This is a genomic window from Rhodoferax saidenbachensis (assembly GCF_001955715.1).
In the GTDB taxonomy this organism is placed as follows: Bacteria; Pseudomonadota; Gammaproteobacteria; order Burkholderiales; family Burkholderiaceae_C; genus Allorhodoferax; species Allorhodoferax saidenbachensis.
This window is the reverse complement of record NZ_CP019239.1, coordinates 1,163,984-1,184,102: the sequence shown is the minus strand read 5'-3', so window position 1 is coordinate 1,184,102 and position 20,119 is coordinate 1,163,984. Positions and strand designations below refer to the sequence as shown.

Genomic DNA, 20,119 nt, shown 5'->3' with positions numbered 1-20,119 from the left:
CAGAGATAGCTGTTATGCCAAAAGTGAATAGAGCTAGAAGGCCCTACTTGCGGACAAAACGCACCACCATTTCGGTGACGCTGGTGCGACGGGCTGCAGACATGGCGGCTTGTGCCTTGTCCTTGAAGATCAGCCCGAAGGTATGGCGGTTGGAGACGTTGAAGAACGTCAGCGCCGAGATCGAGGCGTGGATGTCCACCGGGTCCAGGCCCGGGCGGAACACGCCCTGCTGGACGCCCCGGTCGTAGAGCGAGCGGATGGCCAGGATGGCCGGCACATTGAGCTCCTGGATGGACTTGCTCTGTGCCAGGTAGCTCCCCCGTTCGATGTTTTCGTTCATCACCAGGCGGATGTAGTCTTCGTTGCACGCATGGTGGTCGAAGGTGAACTCCACCAGACGGCGCAGCGCCGCTTCGGGCTCCAGGTCTTCCAGATGCAGTTCGCTCTCGATCTGCCGCATGCGCCGGTATGACTCCTCCAGCACTGCCACGTACAGCCCTTCTTTGCTGCCGTAGTAGTAATAGATCATGCGTTTGCTGGTGTGGGTGGCTTCGGCAATCGCGTCGATACGCGCGCCGCTCAGCCCCTTGTTGGCAAACTCCTTGGTCGCCACCTCCAGAATGCCGGCCATGGTGCGCACTGGATCGTTGGTACGCGACGCAATGACCTTGGTCGCCTTGGCTGGCGTTGCGGTCTTGCGGCCTGTGGCCACTGATTTTGTGGAATGTACCAACTCGTTCATTTCGCGAGTATAAGAGCGGCACGCGGCGCATGGCAGTCATTGCACGTGCACCGGTCCGCCCTTTCACGCAGTCGTATTTACTTCGCCGCGGCTTCCGTCGCCAGCTCCACCAGCGCACGCAAACCCATGGTGTACGAGCGCCAGCCCAGGCCCTGGATGGTGGCTTTCACCGCTGGCGAGATGATGGAATGCGCACGCCAGGTCTCGCGCGCGGCGATGTTGGACATGTGGATTTCCAGCACCGGAAACGGCATCGCCTTGATCGCGTCGTGCAGCGGCACGCCGTGCTGCGTCAACCCCGCGGGGTTGACCAGCGCGCCAGCCGCCGTGTCGATGCGCTCATGCAGCTTGTCGATCAGAGTGCCTTCGTGGTTGGACTGCAGTATCTCCAGCTCCACCCCCAGCTCTTTGGCCAAGGCCTCGAGCTTGGCGTTGATTTCCGCCAGGGTGGTGGTGCCGTAGATATGCGGTTCGCGCCGCCCGAACAGGTTGAGGTTCGGGCCGTGCAGGACAACAATTTTCATAGGACTCACAGCTTCGAAACCCGTTCCAGTTCAGCCTTGAAAAGGGTCACGACAGCCGGGTCGTAAGCGGCAGAGAACTTGTCATAGACGGGGCGCACTTCGGCACGCATCTTGGCCAGCTCGGCGGCCGGGATGTCGTTGTAGAGCATGCCTTTAGCCGTCAGCTCACCCAGGGCTTTGCTGGAAACTTCGCGGCTGACAACACGCTGCCAGTTCTGGGCTTCCGTGGCGGCGTCTTGAATAATCTTCTGTTCCACCGGTGAGAGGCGGTCCCAGAAACGCTTGCTGATCTGAATGGGATTGGTCGCGTAAACGTGGTTGGTGCCACTCACGTACTTCTGTACTTCGTAGAGCTTGCTCGACTCAATCACTGCAAAAGGATTCTCCTGGCCATCGACGGCTTTGCTTTCCAGCGCGCCATACAGTTCGGCAAACGCCATGGGCACGGGGTTGGCCTTGAAAGTCTTGAAGGTTTCCAGGAACACAGGGTTCGGGATCACACGCAGCTTCAGGCCTTCGAGGTCGGAACCTTTCATGATGGGCCGCTTGCTGTTGGTGACATTGCGAAAGCCCAGATCGAAGAAGCCCAGCACCACCACGCCTTTTTCAGGCAGCTTGGCGGTGAGCATTTTTCCGAGCGGGCCATCCACCAGGGAATCGGCCTGCTTGGCATTGGCGAAGAGGAATGGGAAGTCGAGCAAGCCGAATTCCTTGACGATGCCGTTCAACGAGGTGGTCGATGCCACCAACATCTCCTGCACGCCGCCCTGCAGCGCCGACTGCTGCTGCAGCTCGTTGCCCAGCGCGGATGCGGCGAACTCCTGCACCTTGATCTTGCCGCCGCTCTTGGCCGTCACGATCTCGGCAAACTTGCGTACGCCCAAGCTGGTGGGATGGCCGGCATTGTTCAGGTGGCCGAACTTGATGGTCCGCTCCTGAATGTCCTGGGCCGAGGCGCCGAAACTGGTGATGGCCAAAGCTAGGGCGCTGAGGCCGAGTACAAATGATCTACGCATGGTGTTGTCTCCTGGGGTGTCTGGGCGAGGTCTGGAAGGGTGCCTCGCTCCTGAGCAGTATTATTTGGAGTGAACAGGAAACAGTTTCCAAATTGGAAAACCTTTCCTTAATATGAAATCAAAGGCCTCTTACCCCTTATGAGCACCGCACTTACCCGTGGCCTCTCCATCCTGGAGCACATGGCCGCGCACCCTGACGGCTTCGCACTGGCGCAACTGGCCGGCGAACTGGACATTCCCTTAAGCGCCTGCCACCGCGTGCTGGCCGAACTGCAACTCCAAGGTTATGTGCGCCAGGCCCACAAACACGGCGAATACCAACTCACCACCAAACTGGTGTCGCTGGGCCTGGGCTACCTGAGCGGCGCCGGCATTGTGGACATTGCCGAACCGCTGATGGAACGCCTGGCCCAAGCCTCGGGCGAGCTGGTGCGCCTGTCTATCGTGGACGAAGACCGCCTCACCTGGGTGGCCAAGTCGCAGGGCATGCGCAAGGGCCTGCGCTACGACCCCGACATGGGCATGGACGCACGCCTGTCGTGCACCGCATCGGGCCATGCATGGCTGCTCACCATGAGCGACGAGCGTGCGTTGGAGGTGGTTTCCAAACAGGGCTTTGGTGCGGTCAAGGACTACGGCCCCAAGGCCCCCACTACCGTCAAGGCACTACTGGGCTTTTTGCACGCCGCACGCGTGCGCGGCTACGCCATGATCGACGAAGTGTTTGCCCCAGGCATGAGCGCCATGGCGGCACCGGTGTACCGGCGCAAAGAAGCCATAGGTGTCATCAGCATCGCCGGGCCGCGCATCCGCTTTACGCCGGAGCGCATGCACGAGATCGCCCCGGCGCTCTTGGCCGCCGCGGCGGAGCTCGGGCCAATCAGCAACGCATCCACCATGTTCGGCCGGCCGCCATTGGGCAAGGCGTGATTTTTAAGTGAAATAGGGCTCTAGCCCTTATGGCATGTGCGCAAGCAGCTATCTATTCAGTAGCAAATCTCAAGCATCAAAGCCAAACAAGCGCCGCGGTGTGTCCCAGTACACCGCCTGCCGCGCCGCCGCGTCGGGCAGCAGCGTTTCCATCAACTGCAACACCAGCCCGTAGTCGATGCGCTCGGGCGCACGCAGGAAGGGCCAGTCCGACGCCCACACCAGGGCCTGCGGTGTGTAGGCCTGCACCAGCGCCGCTACATACGGCCAGGCATCGCGGTGCGGAAAAGGCTGCGCAGAACATTTGCTCAGTGACGACAGCTTCACCACGGCACGCTGCGTTTCTGCCAACGCCAGCAGCGCAGCAAACCCGGCCTGCCCCACGCCCTGCCCCGGGTCAGGCCGGCCGCAGTGGTCGAACAGCAGGCGCGCACCGCTGTCTTGCAGCAGCGGGCGCAGGCTGGCCAACTGGTCGCCCTGCACTTGTACTTGCGCCCACATGCCCAGGTCACGCAGGCGCTGCAGCAGTGGTCCAATGTCGCTGTAAAAGTCCAGCCCCAGCAAGGCCACGTTGAACGCCACGCCCACCACACCCGCCGCCTGCAGGTCTTGCAGCTCGGCGCGCGATGCATCGTTGCGCACCACGGCCACGCCCTTGTAACGCCCCGCTCCGCGCTGCAGGGTGTCCAACAGACAACGGTTGTCCAGCCCATAGCCCGAGTTGGGCCCGACGATCAGCGCATGCGCCACACCATGTGCATCCAGCACCTGCCCCAGCAGATCGGGCGTGCCGGTCTCCGCGGGGTTGGGCACATACCAGGCGTCGGGTGCGTAGGGAAAACGCTGCGGGTCAAAGACGTGGACGTGGCAGTCGATGCGGGGTTGGTTGGGTGCTGTCATGCGCTGGATTCTTGCACTTACCAAAATGCGTCATCTTCACGTTCGCTGACAACGCGAAGTCGATGCTCGGCAATCGTGCGGATCAACGCTTCTGGCACAGCTTGGTCATAGGGGACCTGGAGAAAATTCTTCGTCGTCTTGTGCTTTTCCAGTTCAATGCGAAAGACATCCCAATCCGCCTCTGTGAGCGTGAAGTTCAGGTGTGCCTTGTGCGCAGAGAAAGCGAACAGGAAGCGAGGCTCCAAAAAGAAAGGTGTTCCCCACTTGATCGCCTCCTCGGCCTCTGGCGCAACACTTTTGAGAATGGCGTACACCCGCTGCAAATGCGGCTTCCCTTTCGCCGGGGCTGCCTGGATGTATTCGGCGATGGTGGTGGGGCGCTGGGTGGTCATGGCTGTTGCCAGCAGCTATTTCTGTGAAAGCGACTGCCACTTCAAACGCTTCAATACCACTAGCGTTATGCCCGCAGCTGTGATCAGAAGAAAGATCAGAAAACCGATGGCGATGCGAAATTTTTCTTCTTGCTCTTCGGTCGGGAACTGCTCTGCAGAACCCTGGAAAAGAAGGGCAAGCAACAGGACTATGCCCAGCACGCAAAGCGCTACGGTGAGTTGAAGTAGTCGGCGCATGAAGATGCGATGCATCTGGCGTGGAAGTAAGGGACAGTCATCACGCTGCCCCTCCTTTTATGATCCTGGAAAGGAGCCGCAGAACGAAACCAGCACCGCTTCTGACCAAGCCTCGACTTCTTTCTGCAAACCCAGAGCGCAGCGCCAAAGCTATATCGTTCTTTGCAGCGACTTCCGTGGACTCTAAATCCAAAAGAAGCCGAGCGACCAGATCAGGCTTGCCGATCTTTTCGCAGATTTCTTTGATGTGTTTTTCGGATTCGATGTGCAAAGAGTCTATTGACTGCGAAGCATCTAGGACAAGACATTCAACCCACGACTGACTCGCCAGCAGTGCTTGGCTTGCCGCCCATAGATATTCTTTGATTGCCGTATCTCGTTGCTTTTCTGTCGCGTCTTTGCAAGCTGCAAGAACGCGCTTGAGCGTTGCACCAGAGTTGAAGCGGCCTTGAGCTGCATGCTCATGACAAATTGCTTCAATGGATCGCGACAACGCTGCGAGCTGGCGGTTTAGTTCCGCATCAGTCTTTTGTTTGGCGAGAGATTGAAGCACCGACATATGTCGAAGACTAACGTCTAAATTCAACAGACCAGCCAGTGAAGCTGGCCCAGATCCACCGCAATGAAAGGCTACACATCTCATCAAGAGAATACTTTGCGATGTACGCGCTCATTGGGATCGGCCTACTAGTTGCATCAGGCTATACGCCAGCATTAAAAAATATGGCCACTGCGCGAGCGCAAGAAGAACCGTTGTTCGCTTCGACTTTGGCGACTGATCTCGAAAGGAGCGACCACTCGCAACATGGACCAACCCGTAGCCGATGAACGCAAAGCCAAGGAAGCCAACAAGGAAACCAACAATAGGGTTCTGAAGGAGCAACTGCATTTTCAGATGTTCAACTTGCTATAGACCGCAAAAATGCGAAATAACTTGACTCAGTTGTCATGAGTGCTGCCTCCCTTGCAGCCGCAAAGTGATTGTTTTCACTTGATTTTGAATCCGTATGTTGCCTGCGGTGCGATCTCTGAACCACCAACTTCCGCCCGCTCAGCCAACAACCCAGCCGCCCTGCGCAAGTCCTCCACCGTATCAATATCCACCACACAGCCCGCGTCACTCACTATGAATTTCATAGCTGCTTGCGCAGCTACCACGGGGGCTGCACCCTGATTTCCTTGCAAACTGGCGAGTGCGTCGCCACACGCAGCCGCAAAGCGCACCGGGTGGCCGCGCTGGCCTTCGAAGCTGGGTACCAGCACATTTACGGCCATGGGCGCGCGTGCAATCTCGACCAGGGTTTGCGGTCGTATCAAGGGCAGATCAGCAGGCAGCACCATCCAGCCCGGAGCATCGCGCGTAGCGCGCACGGCGGCGGCGATGCTGTCGCCCATGCCGGGGTGGCCCGCGTCTTCCAGGTGCCAGCGCAGGCCGCTGGCGCGCACGGTGTCCAGCGTGTGTTGCAGCACGGGTTTGCCACACAAGTCCGCTTGTAATTTGTGGGTGGTGCCGCCCGATGCGGTGAAGCGTTCGCCGCGGCCCGAGGCCAGCACCAGCAACACGGGCAGGTGCTGTGCTTCGTCTGCAGTTACCAACGTAGCCACCGATTCAGGTGGCACAGCTGGGGGCGGTGTGGACCACGGCGGGCGTGGCCACCGTGTTTTTGACCTGGATGATTTCGGCCAAGATAGACACGGCAATCTCTGCCGGGGTGCGTGCACCAATCTTCAAGCCGACCGGGCCGTGCAGGCGCGCCAGCTGGGCCTCGTTCACATCAAAGTGTTCGGCCAAGCGCTTTTTGCGCGTCTCCTGGTTGCGGCGCGAACCGAGGGCGCCCACGTAGAACGCGTCGCTGCCCAGTGCTTCGAGCAGGGCCATGTCGTCAAGCTTGGGGTCGTGCGTGAGGGCCACGATGGCGGTGTGGGCGTCTGGCTGCAGCGTGCGCACCACGTCGTCGGGCATGCCCTCCATACGGCGCACGCCGGGCATGCCGCCCACCATGCTGGCGTACTCTTCACGCGGGTCACACACCAGCACCTCAAAGTCCAGCGCCGTGGCCATGTTGGCCACGGCCTGCGAGAGCTGGCCAGCACCAATCAGCAACAGGCGCCAGCGCGGGCCGAACAGCGTGGTGAGCGTGGTGCCGTCAAACTGCATGGCCTGGCCACGCACGGCGTCATGCAAAGCCACCACACCGGTAGACAGGGTCAGGGTGCGTGCCACCAGTTGGTGGTCTGCCGTGCGTTGCAGCACCTCACTGATCCACGCCGTGTCGTGCAGTGGCTCTTGCACCAGGCGCAACGTACCGCCGCAGGGCAGGCCAAAGCGTGCCGCCTCTTCCTTGCTCACGCCGTAAGCCATCATGAACGGTTGGGTGGGCGAGGCCTCCGACGGCTGGTTCAGCGCGGCCTTGGTGCGAGCGATCAAATCGTCCTCCACACAACCACCCGAAACCGAGCCGCTGACCATACCGTCGTCGCGCACAGCCAAAAGCGCACCGGGCGGGCGCGGCGCACTGCCCCAGGTCTCCACCACCGTCACCAGCGTGACGGCGTGGCCGGCCTGTTTCCAGGCCAGCGCATCCCCTAATACCCGAAGGTCCAGACTTTCCATAGGCGCACTGTAGCGGCTTTGCCGCTCAGGCCGCGCGAATCGCCGCTTCGGTGATGGGCAGCTTGCGCACGCGCTTGCCGGTGAGGGCCGCCACCGCGTTGGCAATGGCGGGTGCTACCAGCGCCGTGGCGGGCTCGCCAATGCCACCGGGCTTCTCGGTGCTATTGACCAGTGTGATGTCGATCACCGGGGTCTCGTACATGCGCACCAGCGGGAACTGGTGGAAGTTGGTCTGCTGCACGCGGCCATTGACCAGCGTGATCTCCTGCATGGTGGCAGCCCCCAGGCCAAACACGATGCTGGACTGGATCTGCGCCTCCACCGTGTCGGGGTTGACCATGCGGCCCAGGTCGGCGGCCACGGTCATCTTGTGCACTTTGACCGCGCCACCTTCCATGCTGATCTCGGCCACCTGGGCCATGTAGGTGTCGTAGCCCTCCATGAGCGCAATGCCGCGCGAGCGGCCCGCGGGCAGTGGTGTGCCCCAGCCGGCCTTGTCCGCCGCGAGCTTGAGCACATTGGCAAAGCGCGGCTGCTTCTCCAGCAGCGCCATGCGGTAGGCGTAGGGGTCTTTGCCCGCAGCAATGGCCAGTTCGTCAATAAAGCTCTCGTTGGCAAAGGCGTTGAGCGCGTGGCTGACCGAGCGCCAGTAGCCCACGCGCAAGCCTGCGTCGTGCTTGACCACGTCGTGCCGCGAGGCCGGAATCTCGTAGCCCGCCACGGCGGCCTCGGTCATTAGCGGGTCCTGCACTGGCGCGGGCAGGCCAAAGATGCGTCCGGTGACCGACTGCGAGGTCAGCCGGAAGGTCATGGCCGTGGGCTTGCCATCGGCGCCCAGCGCCGCGGCCATGGTGTGGATGGCCTGCGGGCGGTAGAAGTCGTGTGTCATGTCGTCTTCACGCGACCACACCAGCTTGACCGGCTTGCCCACCGCCTTGGAGATTTGCGCGGCCTGGATGATGAAGTCGATGTCAATGCGTCGGCCAAAACCGCCACCCAGGAAGGTGGTTTCCACGCTCACGTCTTCGGGCTTGACGCCCACGGCGGCGGCAATCGCGCTTTGCGCGGCGTCCTGCCACTGGGTGGGGCCAATCAGGCGCACCTTGCCGTTGTTGTAGTCGGCGGTGAAGTTCATCGGCTCCAGCGGCGAGTGCGAGAGCAACTGGCTGGCGTACTCGGCGCGCACCACTTTGCTGGACGCAGCAATCACGGCCTCGGGATCGCCCACCGCCTTGAGCGGAATCGGTGTGCCGGTTTTGGACGCACCGCGCAGGCTGTCGAGCATGGATTTTTCATTCAGGCTCGCACCCGCACCTTCGTCCCAGGTGATGTTGACGGTCTTGCGCGCCATGTTGGCGCGCCACCAGCTGTTGGCCACCACGGCCACGCCATCGGGAATCTCCACCACAGCAATCACGCCGGGCATGGACTTGGCCTTGGCCGCGTCAAACGACTTGACCTTGCCGCCGATCACCGGGCACTGCTCCAGCGCCGCGTAGACCATGCCGGGCAGCTTCACGTCGATGCCAAACTCGGCCGTGCCGTTGACCTTCATGGGGGTGTCCAGACGCTTGGTGCGCTTGCCCACGATGGTGAAGTCCTTGGGGTCCTTGATGCTCACCTTCTCAGGCACCGGCAGCTTGGAAGCATCGGCCGCCAGTGATCCATAGCTGGCCTTTTTACCTTTCGGGCCGATCACCATGCCGTCGGCGGCTTTGAGCGTGGAGCGGTCCACATTCCATTTATTCGCGGCGGCGCTGATCAGCATTTCGCGCACCTGGGCCCCGCCGATGCGTAGCTTTTCCCAGCCATCGCGTACCGAGGTCGAGCCGCCGGTGAGCTGCGGGCCGCCCAAGAGCGGATTGCCATAGAGCTTGGCGTTGGGCGGGGCTATGCGCACCTTGACCTTGCGCAGGTCCACGTTGAGCTCTTCGGCAATCAACATGGGCATGGAGGTGTAGACGCCCTGCCCCATCTCGGAGCGCGCCGAGATCAGCGTGATGGTGTTGTCGTCGGCAATGTGCACCCAGGCATTGGGCGTGTGCACGGTGCCAGCGGCCTGCAGTGCACCGGGCACTGCAATGCCCATAAGCAGGCCGCCGCCCGCCAGAGCGGTAGAGGTCTTGAGGAAGTCGCGGCGCGAAGCGTTTTGGATGGTGGTCATGGTGCTGCTCCTCAGGCTTTGCGCATCGTGGAGGCCGCATCCTTGATGGCGGCCTTGATACGGGGATAGGTGCCGCAGCGGCAAAGGTTGCCACTCATGGCGGCGTCGATGTCGGCGTCTGTCGGGTTTTTGTTACCGGCGAGCAATGCCGCAGCGCTCATCAACTGGCCCGACTGGCAGTAACCGCACTGGGGCACGTCGTGCTTGATCCACGCGACCTGCAGCGGGTGGGTGTTGTTGCGGGACAGCCCTTCGACCGTGGCCACCTTCTTGCCGGCCACCGTGGACAGTGGCGTCTGGCAGGAACGCACCGGCGTGCCGTTCAGGTGCACCGTACACGCACCGCACAAAGCCGCACCGCAGCCAAACTTGGTGCCGGTCATGCCCAGCTCATCGCGGATCACCCACAAGAGCGGGGTGTCGGGTTCGGCCTGGGCGGTCACCGCCTTGCCATTGACTTGGAATTTGACGCTCATGGGAGTCTCTCCTCGGTAGATGGGGCTTGCGGCCTCTGGTTGTCGTGCACACCACAATTTAGTCCTGTGGCGTCCGGGGAGTGTGCGGGTAAGCCCTAATACGTCGGATAGTTTTCGTCGGTTGCGCCCGCACACCACGGCTCAAGGCAGACTCCTATACTGGTGCCATGACTTCCATTGCCGACCTCCGCAAAAGCTACGAACGCGCCGAACTGGACGAAAGCGCCTCGCACGCCGACCCGCTCCAACAGTTTGACCAATGGCTGAATGAAGCCATCACCGGGCAAGTGCCCGAGCCCAACGCCATGACGCTGGCCACTGTGGGCAGCAACCTGCGCCCCAGCACCCGCATCGTGTTGATCAAGGGGTATGACGCACAAGGCATCACTTGGTTTACCAATTACGACAGCCGCAAGGGCCAGGAACTGGCCGGCAACCCGTATGCCGCGCTGCAGTTCCATTGGGTGGAACTGGAGCGCGTGGTGCGTATTGAAGGTGTGGTGGAGAAAGTAAGCGATGCAGAAAGCGACGCCTATTTCAAGAGCCGCCCACTGGATTCGCGCATCGGTGCGTGGGCCTCGCCACAAAGCCAGGTGATTTCGGGGCGCGGTGTGCTGGTAGCCAACGCTGCCAAATACGCCGCCCAGTTTTTGCTGCAACCGCCACGCCCGCCGCACTGGGGCGGCTACCGGCTCAAGCCCGACAACTGGCAGTTCTGGCAAGGCCGCAAGAGCCGCCTGCATGACCGGCTGCAGTACCGCATCCAGCCCGATCAGAACTGGCTGCGGGAACGTCTGGCGCCCTAGGAGCCTGTTTACGGTCTGTACGGGGTCACGTTGGGACGCAATCGGGATGAGTTGTCTGCCAACATTTCGCCGTGTGGGCTCATGCCCACACAAGGAATTTGGCGGGCAAGTCGCCCGATTTCGTCCCAACCCGAAGGGCAAGTGCCTTTTCGGGCGATCTGCGGCGTTGCAAAGCCTTACCGGGCACCAGCCCGGTTGCGTTTTGCGCCTAGCAGCCCATCCCGAAAAGGCACTTGCGTGGCCCCGTACAGACCGTAAACAGGCTCCCGGCAGAAATTTCCGATTTCAGGTAGTCTGCGCCCTTGCACAACAAGGACGCGCCCCATGCTCACGCTCAATATCAATGGCAAAGACACGGCGGTAGACGCCGATCCCTCCACCCCCATCCTGTGGGCCCTGCGGGACACGCTGGGCATGACCGGCACCAAATTTGGTTGCGGCATGGCCCAGTGTGGTGCCTGCACAGTGCACCTCAACGGCACGGCGATCCGCTCGTGCATCACCCCCGCCTCCAGCGCCGCGGGGCAAAAGATCACCACCATTGAAGCCGTGGGCGCAGACCCGGTGGGCAAAGCTGTGCAGCAAGCCTGGGTGGCCCTGGACGTGGCGCAATGCGGCTACTGCCAAAGCGGTCAGATCATGAGTGCCACCGCGCTGCTGCAAAGCAACCGCAAACCCAGCGACGCCGACATTGACGCGGCCATGGCCGGCAACATCTGTCGCTGTGGAACCTATGCCCGCATCCGTGGTGCCATCCACGCTGCTGCCAAACAACTGGCCTGAGCCCCGGGAGAAACACCATGCACTTCGAAACCCTCACAGACTCCCTGGACCAACTGCCAAAAGGCATTGCAGCCCTTATGCGGCGTGCGCAAGGCGCTCCTGAAACCGTAGCAAATAGTGGCATGCCACGCCGCAGCTTCCTCAAGGTCAGCGTGGCCTCCGGGCTGGCGCTGGGCGCCTACCCGCTGGTGGGCATGGCGCAAGGCGGCGCCCCGGCCAGCACGGGCCTTAAGCCGTTCCAGCAGCCCGGCGCCTTCGTCCACATCGCGCCCGATGGCGTGGTCACCGTGGCCGTCAACCGGCTGGAGTTCGGCCAGGGCATCGCCACCGCGCTGCCCATGGTGCTGGCCGAAGAACTGGACGCCGACTGGCGCCTGGTGCGCAGCCGCCACGGCGACGCCGACCCGGCCTACGTGGACCCGGCATTTGGCATGCACATCACCGGCGGATCGGGCTCCATCAAACGCTCCTATCTGCAGTACCGCGAACTCGGTGCGCGGGCGCGCGCCATGCTGGTGTCGGCCGCCGCTGCGCAGTGGGGTGTGGACGCCGGCAGCCTGCGCACCAGCGCGGGCCAAGTGCTGGGGCCGAACGGCCAGTCACTCGGCTACGGTGCGTTGGCGCAGGCCGCCATGGCCCTGCCTGTGCCCGAGAAAGTCACGCTCAAAGACCCCAAGGATTTCCGCATCATCGGCAAGGCCACGGGCCGCCTGGATGCGCAGGCCAAATCCACTGGCAACCAGTCCTACGGCATCGACATGCGCCTGCCCGGCATGTTGACCGCCGTGGTGGCGCACCCGCCGGTGTTTGGCGCCAAGCTCAAATCCGTCAACGACGCAGCGGCCAAGGCCATCCCCGGCGTGAAAGCGGTGCTGCGCATGCCCGTGGACCGCGGTGGCGAAGGGGTCGCCGTGGTGGCCAACGGCTACTGGTCGGCCAAGCAGGCGCGTGACGCGCTGGTGCTGGAATGGGACACCAGTGGCGTGGAAGCCGTCGACAGCAAGGCGCAGTTAGCCAGCTACCGCGCCCTGTCCAAAAAAACCGGCGCCGTGCACATTACGGGCGACATGACGCCCCTGGCAAAGGCCCCTAAGAAGATCAGCGCCGAGTTTGTCTTCCCCTACCTGGCCCATGCGCCCATGGAACCGCTGAACTGCACCATCGCCCTCACCGGCAGCGGCGCAGACGCCAAAGCCGAGCTGTGGTTAGGCACACAGATGCCTGGGCTGGACGCAATAGCGGCCAGCAAGGTGCTTGGCGTGGCACCTGGCAACACGAAGATCAACGTGCAAATGGCCGGTGGCGGCTTTGGCCGGCGTGCCGTGCCCACGGCCGACTACGTGGTGGAAGCCTGCACCGTGGCCAAGCTGTCGCGCGCAGCCGGGCTGGACGCACCCGTGCGTGTGGTGTGGAGCCGCGAAGATGACATCAAGGGCGGCTACTACCGGCCCATGCATGTGCACCGCGCCGACATCGGCTTTGACGCTAAGGGCAACGTGCTGGCCTGGGACCATGTGATCGTGGGCCAGTCCATTCTGGGTGGCACACCGTTCCAGGGCATGGTCAAGAACGGTATCGACGGCACCATGGTCGAAGGCATGCGCGAACCCTACGACGTGCCCATGCGCCTGTCGGTGCACCACCCCCAGGTGAATGTGCCGGTGTTGTGGTGGCGCAGCGTGGGCTCGACCCACACGGCCTACGTCATGGAAACGCTGGTCGACGAAATTGCCCGTGCCACCAAACAGGACCCGGTGGCCTACCGGCTGGCCCTGATGGGTGACAAACACCCGCGCCACACCGCCGCGCTGATGCTGGCCGTGGAGCAGTCCGGCTACGGCAAACGCAAACTGCCCAAGGGCCAGGCCTGGGGCGTGGCGGTACACGAATCGTTTGACACCGTGGTCGCCTATGTGGCCGAGGCGTCTGTAACCAAAGGCGTACCCAAGTTGCACGCGGTCACGGCTGCGGTGCACTGCAACCTGGCGGTCAACCCGCGGTCCATCGAAGCCCAGGTGCAGGGCGCCGCGCTGATGGGCCTGGGTACCTGCCTGCCCGGCTCGGCCATCACTTTCAAGGACGGGCGCGTGGAGCAAAGCAACTTCCACGATTACACCGTGGCGCGTCTGACTGACATGCCGAAAATCGCGGTGTACCTGGTGCCCAGTGCGGATGCACCGACGGGCATGGGTGAGCCTGGGCTGCCGCCGTTGGCGCCGGCGTTTGCCAATGCGATTGCCAAGATTACGGGGAAGACGCAGCGGAGTTTGCCGTTCAAGTTGGCGTAACCGCCGGGAGATATCTCTCGGGGTGTTTGTTGGTGTTGTCGGGGATTGTTTGATGTGGGGCGTGTCGGGTTGTGCGCCCGACAGCGCACTCACTTTATAGAAACCCGCAAAGCGGGTTTTCTTTGCATCGCCAAAGGCGTGCTTAGCACGCGGGGTTCGCTCACTTCGCCTAGCGAAGTTACGCAAACACCAAAGTAAGCAAAGAAAGGCGAGCCGGATTCGTCGGCCCTGCGGGCACGCTGCGTTGCTCGGTTTGAGCGGGGTCTGGCTCGAACTCGCCCTGCGGGCTCAAACAATCGCCAGCCCTCATCCGCCCAAACCTGCGCTACTCGCCTCCTCATTACGGCGCTAACGCAAACCCAACAGCCGGATACCAAATACCGAACTTCGTCCACGCGTAGCGCGGACGGGTATTCATCTCGCTGGGCCCAGCGTAGCGATGGCCTGTATTCCCCTCAATCCCTTCTGGCTGCGCCGAGGAGCGCAGAAGGCGGTGGATCAAGGGGCGTGCATGTTTGAGCGAAGCGAGTTTGCGCGCACCCCACCGCATTCGAGCACCGCAGGTTGCCCGCAGCGTAGCGGAGGGTCGCAGACAGCAGGGTCGCCTTTTCTTTGCTTACTTTCTTTTGGCGAAGCAAAAGAAAGTGAGTGCGCTGTCGGGCGCACATCCCGACACGCCAAGCAAGAAAAAACCAACGAAGCGCAAAACCCAGCAAAGAGGAAGAACAGGCCTAAATATCAGCCCGCGATCAAGGGCACCAAGGTCATCACCACCGTAACGCTGACCAGCGCCACCAAAGTAGACACCGCCACACTGGCCGTGACCAAATCCTCCGCCTTCTGATACCGCTGCGAAAACAAAAACACATTCGCACCAATTGGCAACGAAGCCGCCACCACCAACACCGTGAGCGACATGCCGCGCAAACCAAACGCATAACCAATCAAAGCCATCAGCGCGGGGTGCAACAGCGTTTTGACGGCCGAGATAACCAGTGCTCCTGTGAGGTTGCGGCCAATGGCGGCGTTGGACAAGGTCACCCCCACCAACACCAGCGCCACGGGGCCAAAGGCATTGCCCAGCAATTGCAAGGGGCGGTCCACCACATCGGGCAGTCCCCAGCCCGTTTGGGCGTACAGCAGGCCGGCGATGATGGGCATGGGCACCGGGTGCACCACGGCGTTGCGCACCGCCAGGCCTATGGACTTGAGCGGATGCCGCGGTGGACCGTCTGCCTCTGCACTCTGCTCGCGGGCGCTCAGCAGTTCCAGCACCACCGTGGCAAAGGTGAGCAACACCAGCGCGTGCAAGGAAATCAGTGTGAACAACAGCACCAGGGCGTCCTTGCCATAGGCCAGCCCGACCAGCGGAATGCCGATCATCACCGTGTTACTGAAGGTGCCCGACAGCGCGATGACGGCCGCGCGGCTGCTGGCGCCCTGCACCAGCAACATGACGGTGAACAAGGCTGCGGCCACGGCGAAGTACAGCGAGACCGGTTCAAAGTCCAGGTCCTGCACATGCACGCTGCTCATGGTGCGAAACAGCAGCGCCTGGGTGAGCACCAGGAAGACGAGGTTGGAGAGATCGCGCACCGCCTCCTGGCGGATCAGCTTGAGTTTGCCGGTGACCAGGCCGACCACGATCAGCAGCACCACCGGCAGCAGTGACGAGACGACCGGGTGGTCCAGTGGCATCAACACAATCGGAAAATTACTTCACGGCCACCGCGTCGGTGATGCGGTAATACAGGCCATACGGGTCATCGTTGAGCACGGCAAACTGGCCCTGCACCACCACCACGTCCATGGAGTAACGCACGGGGGTTTTGGTCTTGACCTCGACCATGCTCTCTGGCCCGCCGGGCACACAGAACGAACAGGTCAGCGGCACCGAGCTGAGCAAAAAGTGCTTTTGTTTTTCGCCCGGCTCCAGCGGCATCATGAAACCCTGGATGCGCTGGCTCTTCTGGTTCAGCGCCTGGATCGTGCCGGGGAAGATCGGCATGATGCGGTTTTTCTCAACCTTGGTTTTCACCGCGGTGAGCGTGGACCAGGGCAACACGTCGGAGCGGTCCACCAGCGGGGCGAACGGGCTGTTGGGGCTGTGCACCCCGGGTCCCGTGCCCGCGGGAACGCCCGCCAGCGGGGAGCTCAATTGGGCAAACGCGCCCGCAGCAGCAAGGGTCAGTGGGAGAACAAGGGCGCGGGCAAGGTGTTTCATGGCGGGGGCTCCAGACGGTCTATCTTAAAGCGGGAGCAGCGTGTGCGCCCGCTGCAATGCATCAGTGTTCGTGTTTCATGCCGCAGAACTTGCCAATTGCCAGGCCTTTGCAGGCGGCTTGCAGTTCCTTGTTGCAAACGTCTTCGTCTTTGCCAGACTCGCGGCAGGTGGCGGCTGCCAGGTGCGCGGCAGCGATGGCGCGGTGTTTGGCCACGTCCTGTTTGGTGTCTTCAGCGCTTTCTTTTGCTATGGAAAACGTAGCTGCTTGCGCAAGAAGGACGAGGGCTAGAAGCGATTTTTTCATAAATTTCCTAGGGTTGAGAAAGAATGTTTTTCCGCCGGGCCGCCCCAAGGGGTCACCGTGTGCGGCGCAGCCAAAACGCGCCCCCTTTGGGGGGCAGCGACCCGCTCTCGCATCTGCTGTCGCAGATGCGAGAGCGTTGCGGCAATAAACCGTGCACGGCCCTTTGGCCGTGCGTCGGCGGAGCGTGGGGGCCAGATCATCGAGATTGCAAAAGTTCCAGCACGCTGACGCGGTAGGCGCCTATGGCGGGTAGCAGCGCCGACACCAGCGACACGCCCAACGCCAGCGCGGGCACGACCCACAGGTCGACAGGCCAAACCACGCCGCCAATCAGCAGCGAGTTGTCCAGTTGCAGCAGCCAGGCCAACGCAGCGGTGCACGCCTGCCCCAGCAGCAGACCGAGCACCGAGGCCACCAGCCCGAGCCACAGGGCCTCGCACAGCAACAGCGCGGCCACTTTGCGCGGCGGCGCGCCCAGCATGCGCAACAGCGCCAGATCAGCCCGACGTTCGCGCACGGCGCTCCACAGCGCGATAAACACACTCAGGCCCGCGGTCAGCAACAACACGCCGGCAAAGGCGCGCAGCACATCGGTGCCCAGACCGAGCATGTGCAACAGGCGGCTGATTTCCAGGGCGGGCGCGGCGGCCTGCATCTCGGTGCTGGTGTTCACGTAGCGCGGAAAGCTGAGTGCCGCCATGGGCGTTTTGTACTTGACCAGCGCCATGGTGATTTCGCGTTCCTCTTCCATCACCTGGCGGTCGTCGTCGCTGTCATCGGGTGAGGCGGTGTAGTCCTCGTGCACCTTCCAGACCGAGGCGGTGTCGGTCAGGATCAGCCGGTCCAGCACACTGCCGCTGGGCGCCAGGATGCCGACCACGGTGTAGGGGTTGTCGCCATGCAAATGCCCCCCGGCGCCCAGGCCGTGCGAGCCAACAAAACTCTGACCGAGCGCCGCGCCCAGTTTGCGCGCCGTGGTGGCGCCCAGCACCATCTGCATGGGCACACCCGACTCCCACACGCGGCCCTGGGCCAGCTTGGCTTCGTAGTGGTCGATGTACGCGTGTGAGGTGCCGACGATGCGGTAACCCGCAAAGTTGTCGCCCAGGCTGATGGGGATGATGCTGTCCACCAATGGATTCTTGGCCAGCTCTTTCACGGCTTTGAGCGGCACATTGCCGGGCGGCACGTCGATGTGCAGCACGCCCGACAGTATGAGCTGCATGGGGCTGCCCTTGGCGCCCACCACCACGTCGATACCCGCCAGGTCGCGGTCAAACGCTTTGCTGAGCTGCGCGCCCACCAACAGCAAGAAGGTGATGGAGGCCAGTCCCAGGCTCAGCAACAACACATTGAGCGCGGCCCCGAGTGGGCGTGACCACAGGTAGCGCCAGGCAAACGACAGGGTTTTCATGCGGCCACCCTCGCCTCTTTTTGCTCTTCTTTTGATAGCTGGTTGCGCAATAACCGCAAGGGCTGGAAGCCTGGACTTGGGGTTTTGCCAATTTGGCCATTAATCTCAGGGGGGATGAGTGCCGCCACACGTGCGTCGTGCGTGGCAATCACCAGCGTGGCGCTGTGGGTGCGGGCCGTGGCCAGCAGCAGCGCCACAGCGTCGGCCGCGGCTTCGTCGTCCAGGCTGGCGGTGGGCTCATCGGCCAGCAGCACACGCGGCTGCAGCAGCACGGCACGCGCCAGCGCCACGCGCTGCGCCTGCCCCCCCGAGAGCTGCGCGGGCTTGCGCTGCGCCAGCTCGGCCACGCCCAAGGCCTGCAGCGCGGTGTGGATGGCGGCCGTGTCTTCGGGCTGACCCGCCGCCCATTGCGCCATGGCCAGGTTTTGCTGCACGGTGAGCGCTGCGCTCAGATGTAATTTTTGCGGCAAGAAGCCAATAACCCTCGCCCGCCATGCGTCGGCCGCTACGGATTTGAGAGCATTCAGTGCTTGCCCGGCCACTTCGATGGTGCCGGCAGTCGGCGCTACCAGCCCGGCTACCAGCGCCAGCCAGGTCGACTTGCCGCAGCCCGAGGGGCCGCTGAGCAAGAGCACCGCGCCCTGCGCCACGTCCACATCGGGAAACTGCAGCGCTTCCCCTGCGGGATAGCGGTAGGCCAAACCGTGGGTGCGGATCATGCGGCCGACCCGGCAGCGGCTGGGCTGCTGCTGGCACCGCTGGTGGCGCAGTCCACACACACGCCGCGCACTGCAAAGTCGAGGTGCATGTCGGTGTAGCCCAAAGCGCGCAGGGACTCGATGGCGGTTTGCGCGGCCTTTTCCAGGTCCACCGCATGCAGGGCACCGGCCAGCGGGCTGTCGCGGTGGCAGGTCTGACACTCAAAGTGCGGCGTGGCGTGCACGCTGGCCGGCATGGCCTGGTAGCGGCGCACGCGCTGGCTGTCTACCCGGCATAACAGCAGACCCACTTGCGTCAGGCGGTCAATCAGGCGGTACAGGGTGACGCGGTCCAGCGGCTCGGCATGGTCACCCGCCAAAGACTCCTGCAACTGCGCATGGGTGTAGCTGGTGTCGGGGTGCGCCAACAGCCAGCCCAACACACGCCGCGCAGCCGCTGTGCGGCGCAGGCCGTGGGCAGACAGCAGCGCGTCAATCGGGTCGTCGCCCTTGAGCACGGGTGGGGCCGGGGGGGTTGCAGAAGCCATCAGAGCATCCTTAAAAATGCAATTCAGTTGCATTAAGACATTAAATGCAACTAAGTTGCGTTAGACTATATCGCAATTTAGTTGCATTATGAAATGACTTTGTGAACGCGCCCCACACCGCCACCCAACTTTACAAACGCCTCAGTTGCCTCGCCTTACCGGCGTGGAAACGGGTCGCCCTCACCCTTCCCGCCTTGGCTCTTTTGTGGCTGGGCGTGTGGTGGGCCAGCCTGGAGGCCGTGCCGTTATGAACGCCCCCACGCGCTCCCCGGCCATCGCGCTGCACAACCTCACGGTCAGCTACCGCCACTACCCGGCGCTGCACCATGTGAGTGGCCACTTTGCCCAAGGCTCTCTCACGGCCGTCATCGGCCCCAACGGTGCGGGCAAGAGCACCTTGCTCAAAAGCCTGGCGGGACTGGTGCCGCTGGATGGCCACTCCCACATCGAACGCGCGCCGAGCTTGCGTTTGGCCTACCTGCCCCAACACAGCGAACTGGACCGCAGCTTCCCGCTGGCGGTGCGCGACTGCGTGCTCATGGGCCTGTGGGCGCAGACCGGCGCCTGGGGCAGCGCCACCGCGTCCATGCTGGCGCGCGTGGACGCCGCGCTGGAGGCGGTGGGACTGCAGGGTTTCGAGCGCCGAGCAGTCGGCACGCTCTCCAGCGGACAACTGCAGCGCGCGCTGTTCGCCCGCCTGCTGGTGCAAGACGCACAGGTAATCCTGCTGGACGAACCGTTTAACGCGGTGGACAGCCAAACCACCGCCGGGCTGCTGGCCCTGGTGCAGCAATGGCACCGCCAAGGGCGCACGGTCATTGCGGTGTTGCACGACGACGCGCAGGTGAAAGCGCACTTTCCCCAAACCCTGCTGCTGGCCCGTGAATGCATCGCCTGGGGCGCCACGGCCGAGGTGCTGACTGAGCACCACTTGGCGCGCGCCCGCGCCATGGCCGAGGCCTGGGACGAGACCGCCGCCATTTGCGACATCGACGGCCAGACCAACGGCCAGGACTTTGGCACCCTGCTGGCCCAGCGCCTGGCAGCCACCTCCTGAGG

Annotated in this window: 21 protein-coding genes and 1 pseudogene; 5 read left to right on the top strand and 17 right to left on the bottom strand. The window is 62.8% G+C overall.

From position 1 onward, the window contains the following. Positions 1 to 43: 43 nt before the first annotated feature. The 3 genes from RS694_RS05655 to RS694_RS05645 form a co-directional block, all read right to left on the bottom strand. Positions 44 to 742, bottom strand: coding sequence for a TetR/AcrR family transcriptional regulator (locus tag RS694_RS05655; protein WP_029706070.1), 699 nt, complete (start codon positions 740 to 742; stop codon positions 44 to 46). A gap of 77 nt (positions 743 to 819) precedes the next feature. Then, positions 820 to 1,266: a type II 3-dehydroquinate dehydratase gene (locus RS694_RS05650; RefSeq protein ID WP_029706071.1), complete on the bottom strand. Its 447-nt coding sequence runs from the start codon at positions 1,264 to 1,266 to the stop codon at positions 820 to 822. 5 nt (positions 1,267 to 1,271) lie between these two features. Next, positions 1,272 to 2,282, bottom strand: a complete 1,011-nt coding sequence (locus tag RS694_RS05645; protein ID WP_029706072.1) for a TRAP transporter substrate-binding protein — start codon at positions 2,280 to 2,282, stop codon at positions 1,272 to 1,274. A gap of 138 nt (positions 2,283 to 2,420) precedes the next feature. Between RS694_RS05645 and RS694_RS05640 the strand changes: the two genes are divergently transcribed. After that, entirely contained in the window at positions 2,421 to 3,212 is a 792-nt protein-coding gene (locus tag RS694_RS05640) for an IclR family transcriptional regulator (RefSeq protein ID WP_029706073.1), read from the top strand. A gap of 69 nt (positions 3,213 to 3,281) precedes the next feature. Here the strand turns inward: RS694_RS05640 and RS694_RS05635 are convergent, their stop codons facing one another. From RS694_RS05635 to RS694_RS05600, 8 genes are all read right to left on the bottom strand, one after another. Continuing rightward, positions 3,282 to 4,112: an amidohydrolase family protein gene (locus RS694_RS05635; RefSeq protein ID WP_029706074.1), complete on the bottom strand. Its 831-nt coding sequence runs from the start codon at positions 4,110 to 4,112 to the stop codon at positions 3,282 to 3,284. Positions 4,113 to 4,129: 17 nt separating this feature from the next. After that, complete coding sequence (locus RS694_RS05630; RefSeq protein ID WP_051391683.1) at positions 4,130 to 4,504, bottom strand: iron chaperone; 375 nt, start codon at positions 4,502 to 4,504, stop codon at positions 4,130 to 4,132. Positions 4,505 to 4,519: 15 nt separating this feature from the next. After that, entirely contained in the window at positions 4,520 to 4,756 is a 237-nt protein-coding gene (locus RS694_RS05625) for a hypothetical protein (protein ID WP_029706076.1), read from the bottom strand. A gap of 25 nt (positions 4,757 to 4,781) precedes the next feature. Then, complete coding sequence (locus RS694_RS05620; protein WP_029706077.1) at positions 4,782 to 5,300, bottom strand: hypothetical protein; 519 nt, start codon at positions 5,298 to 5,300, stop codon at positions 4,782 to 4,784. 428 nt (positions 5,301 to 5,728) lie between these two features. After that, on the bottom strand, positions 5,729 to 6,361 hold the full coding sequence (locus RS694_RS05615) for a nucleotidyltransferase family protein (RefSeq protein WP_241463853.1): 633 nt from the start codon (positions 6,359 to 6,361) through the stop codon (positions 5,729 to 5,731). Then, positions 6,351 to 7,355: an XdhC family protein gene (locus tag RS694_RS05610; RefSeq protein WP_029706079.1), complete on the bottom strand. Its 1,005-nt coding sequence runs from the start codon at positions 7,353 to 7,355 to the stop codon at positions 6,351 to 6,353. The genes RS694_RS05615 and RS694_RS05610 overlap by 11 nt, the downstream gene beginning before the upstream one ends. Before the next feature lie 25 nt (positions 7,356 to 7,380). Next, positions 7,381 to 9,519, bottom strand: coding sequence for a xanthine dehydrogenase family protein molybdopterin-binding subunit (locus RS694_RS05605; RefSeq protein WP_029706080.1), 2,139 nt, complete (start codon positions 9,517 to 9,519; stop codon positions 7,381 to 7,383). A gap of 11 nt (positions 9,520 to 9,530) precedes the next feature. Further along, positions 9,531 to 9,995: a (2Fe-2S)-binding protein gene (locus RS694_RS05600; protein WP_029706081.1), complete on the bottom strand. Its 465-nt coding sequence runs from the start codon at positions 9,993 to 9,995 to the stop codon at positions 9,531 to 9,533. 167 nt (positions 9,996 to 10,162) lie between these two features. On the opposite strand from RS694_RS05600, the gene pdxH reads away from it, so the two are divergent. From pdxH to RS694_RS05585, 3 genes are all read left to right on the top strand, one after another. Further along, on the top strand, positions 10,163 to 10,801 hold the full coding sequence (gene pdxH, locus RS694_RS05595; RefSeq protein ID WP_029706082.1) for a pyridoxamine 5'-phosphate oxidase: 639 nt from the start codon (positions 10,163 to 10,165) through the stop codon (positions 10,799 to 10,801). Between the two features lie 324 nt (positions 10,802 to 11,125). Continuing rightward, positions 11,126 to 11,584, top strand: a complete 459-nt coding sequence (locus RS694_RS05590; RefSeq protein WP_029706083.1) for a (2Fe-2S)-binding protein — start codon at positions 11,126 to 11,128, stop codon at positions 11,582 to 11,584. A gap of 17 nt (positions 11,585 to 11,601) precedes the next feature. Beyond that, on the top strand, positions 11,602 to 13,872 hold the full coding sequence (locus RS694_RS05585; RefSeq protein ID WP_029706084.1) for a xanthine dehydrogenase family protein molybdopterin-binding subunit: 2,271 nt from the start codon (positions 11,602 to 11,604) through the stop codon (positions 13,870 to 13,872). 738 nt (positions 13,873 to 14,610) lie between these two features. Here the strand turns inward: RS694_RS05585 and RS694_RS05580 are convergent. The 6 genes from RS694_RS05580 to RS694_RS05555 all read right to left on the bottom strand — a co-directional run bounded on the left by RS694_RS05580 (position 14,611) and on the right by RS694_RS05555 (position 19,060). Next, entirely contained in the window at positions 14,611 to 15,570 is a 960-nt protein-coding gene (locus RS694_RS05580) for an AEC family transporter (RefSeq protein WP_420805918.1), read from the bottom strand. 16 nt (positions 15,571 to 15,586) lie between these two features. Next, the gene (locus tag RS694_RS05575) at positions 15,587 to 16,096 is read right to left on the bottom strand and encodes a DUF3299 domain-containing protein (RefSeq protein WP_029706086.1); all 510 of its coding nucleotides are present in this window, start codon (positions 16,094 to 16,096) and stop codon (positions 15,587 to 15,589) included. Positions 16,097 to 16,157: 61 nt separating this feature from the next. Then, positions 16,158 to 16,400: a hypothetical protein gene (locus tag RS694_RS05570; protein ID WP_029706087.1), complete on the bottom strand. Its 243-nt coding sequence runs from the start codon at positions 16,398 to 16,400 to the stop codon at positions 16,158 to 16,160. Between the two features lie 196 nt (positions 16,401 to 16,596). Then, entirely contained in the window at positions 16,597 to 17,814 is a 1,218-nt protein-coding gene (locus RS694_RS05565; protein WP_029706088.1) for an ABC transporter permease, read from the bottom strand. Beyond that, on the bottom strand, positions 17,811 to 18,533 hold the full coding sequence (locus RS694_RS05560; protein WP_081708540.1) for an ABC transporter ATP-binding protein: 723 nt from the start codon (positions 18,531 to 18,533) through the stop codon (positions 17,811 to 17,813). Before RS694_RS05560 ends, RS694_RS05565 begins: the two co-directional genes overlap by 4 nt. Further along, complete coding sequence (locus RS694_RS05555) at positions 18,530 to 19,060, bottom strand: Fur family transcriptional regulator (protein WP_029706090.1); 531 nt, start codon at positions 19,058 to 19,060, stop codon at positions 18,530 to 18,532. Before RS694_RS05555 ends, RS694_RS05560 begins: the two co-directional genes overlap by 4 nt. A 328-nt stretch (positions 19,061 to 19,388) precedes the next feature. Between RS694_RS05555 and RS694_RS05550 the strand changes: the two are divergent. Beyond that, a pseudogene (locus tag RS694_RS05550) lies at positions 19,389 to 20,117 on the top strand (metal ABC transporter ATP-binding protein); the annotation flags it as partial. Positions 20,118 to 20,119: the final 2 nt, after the last annotated feature.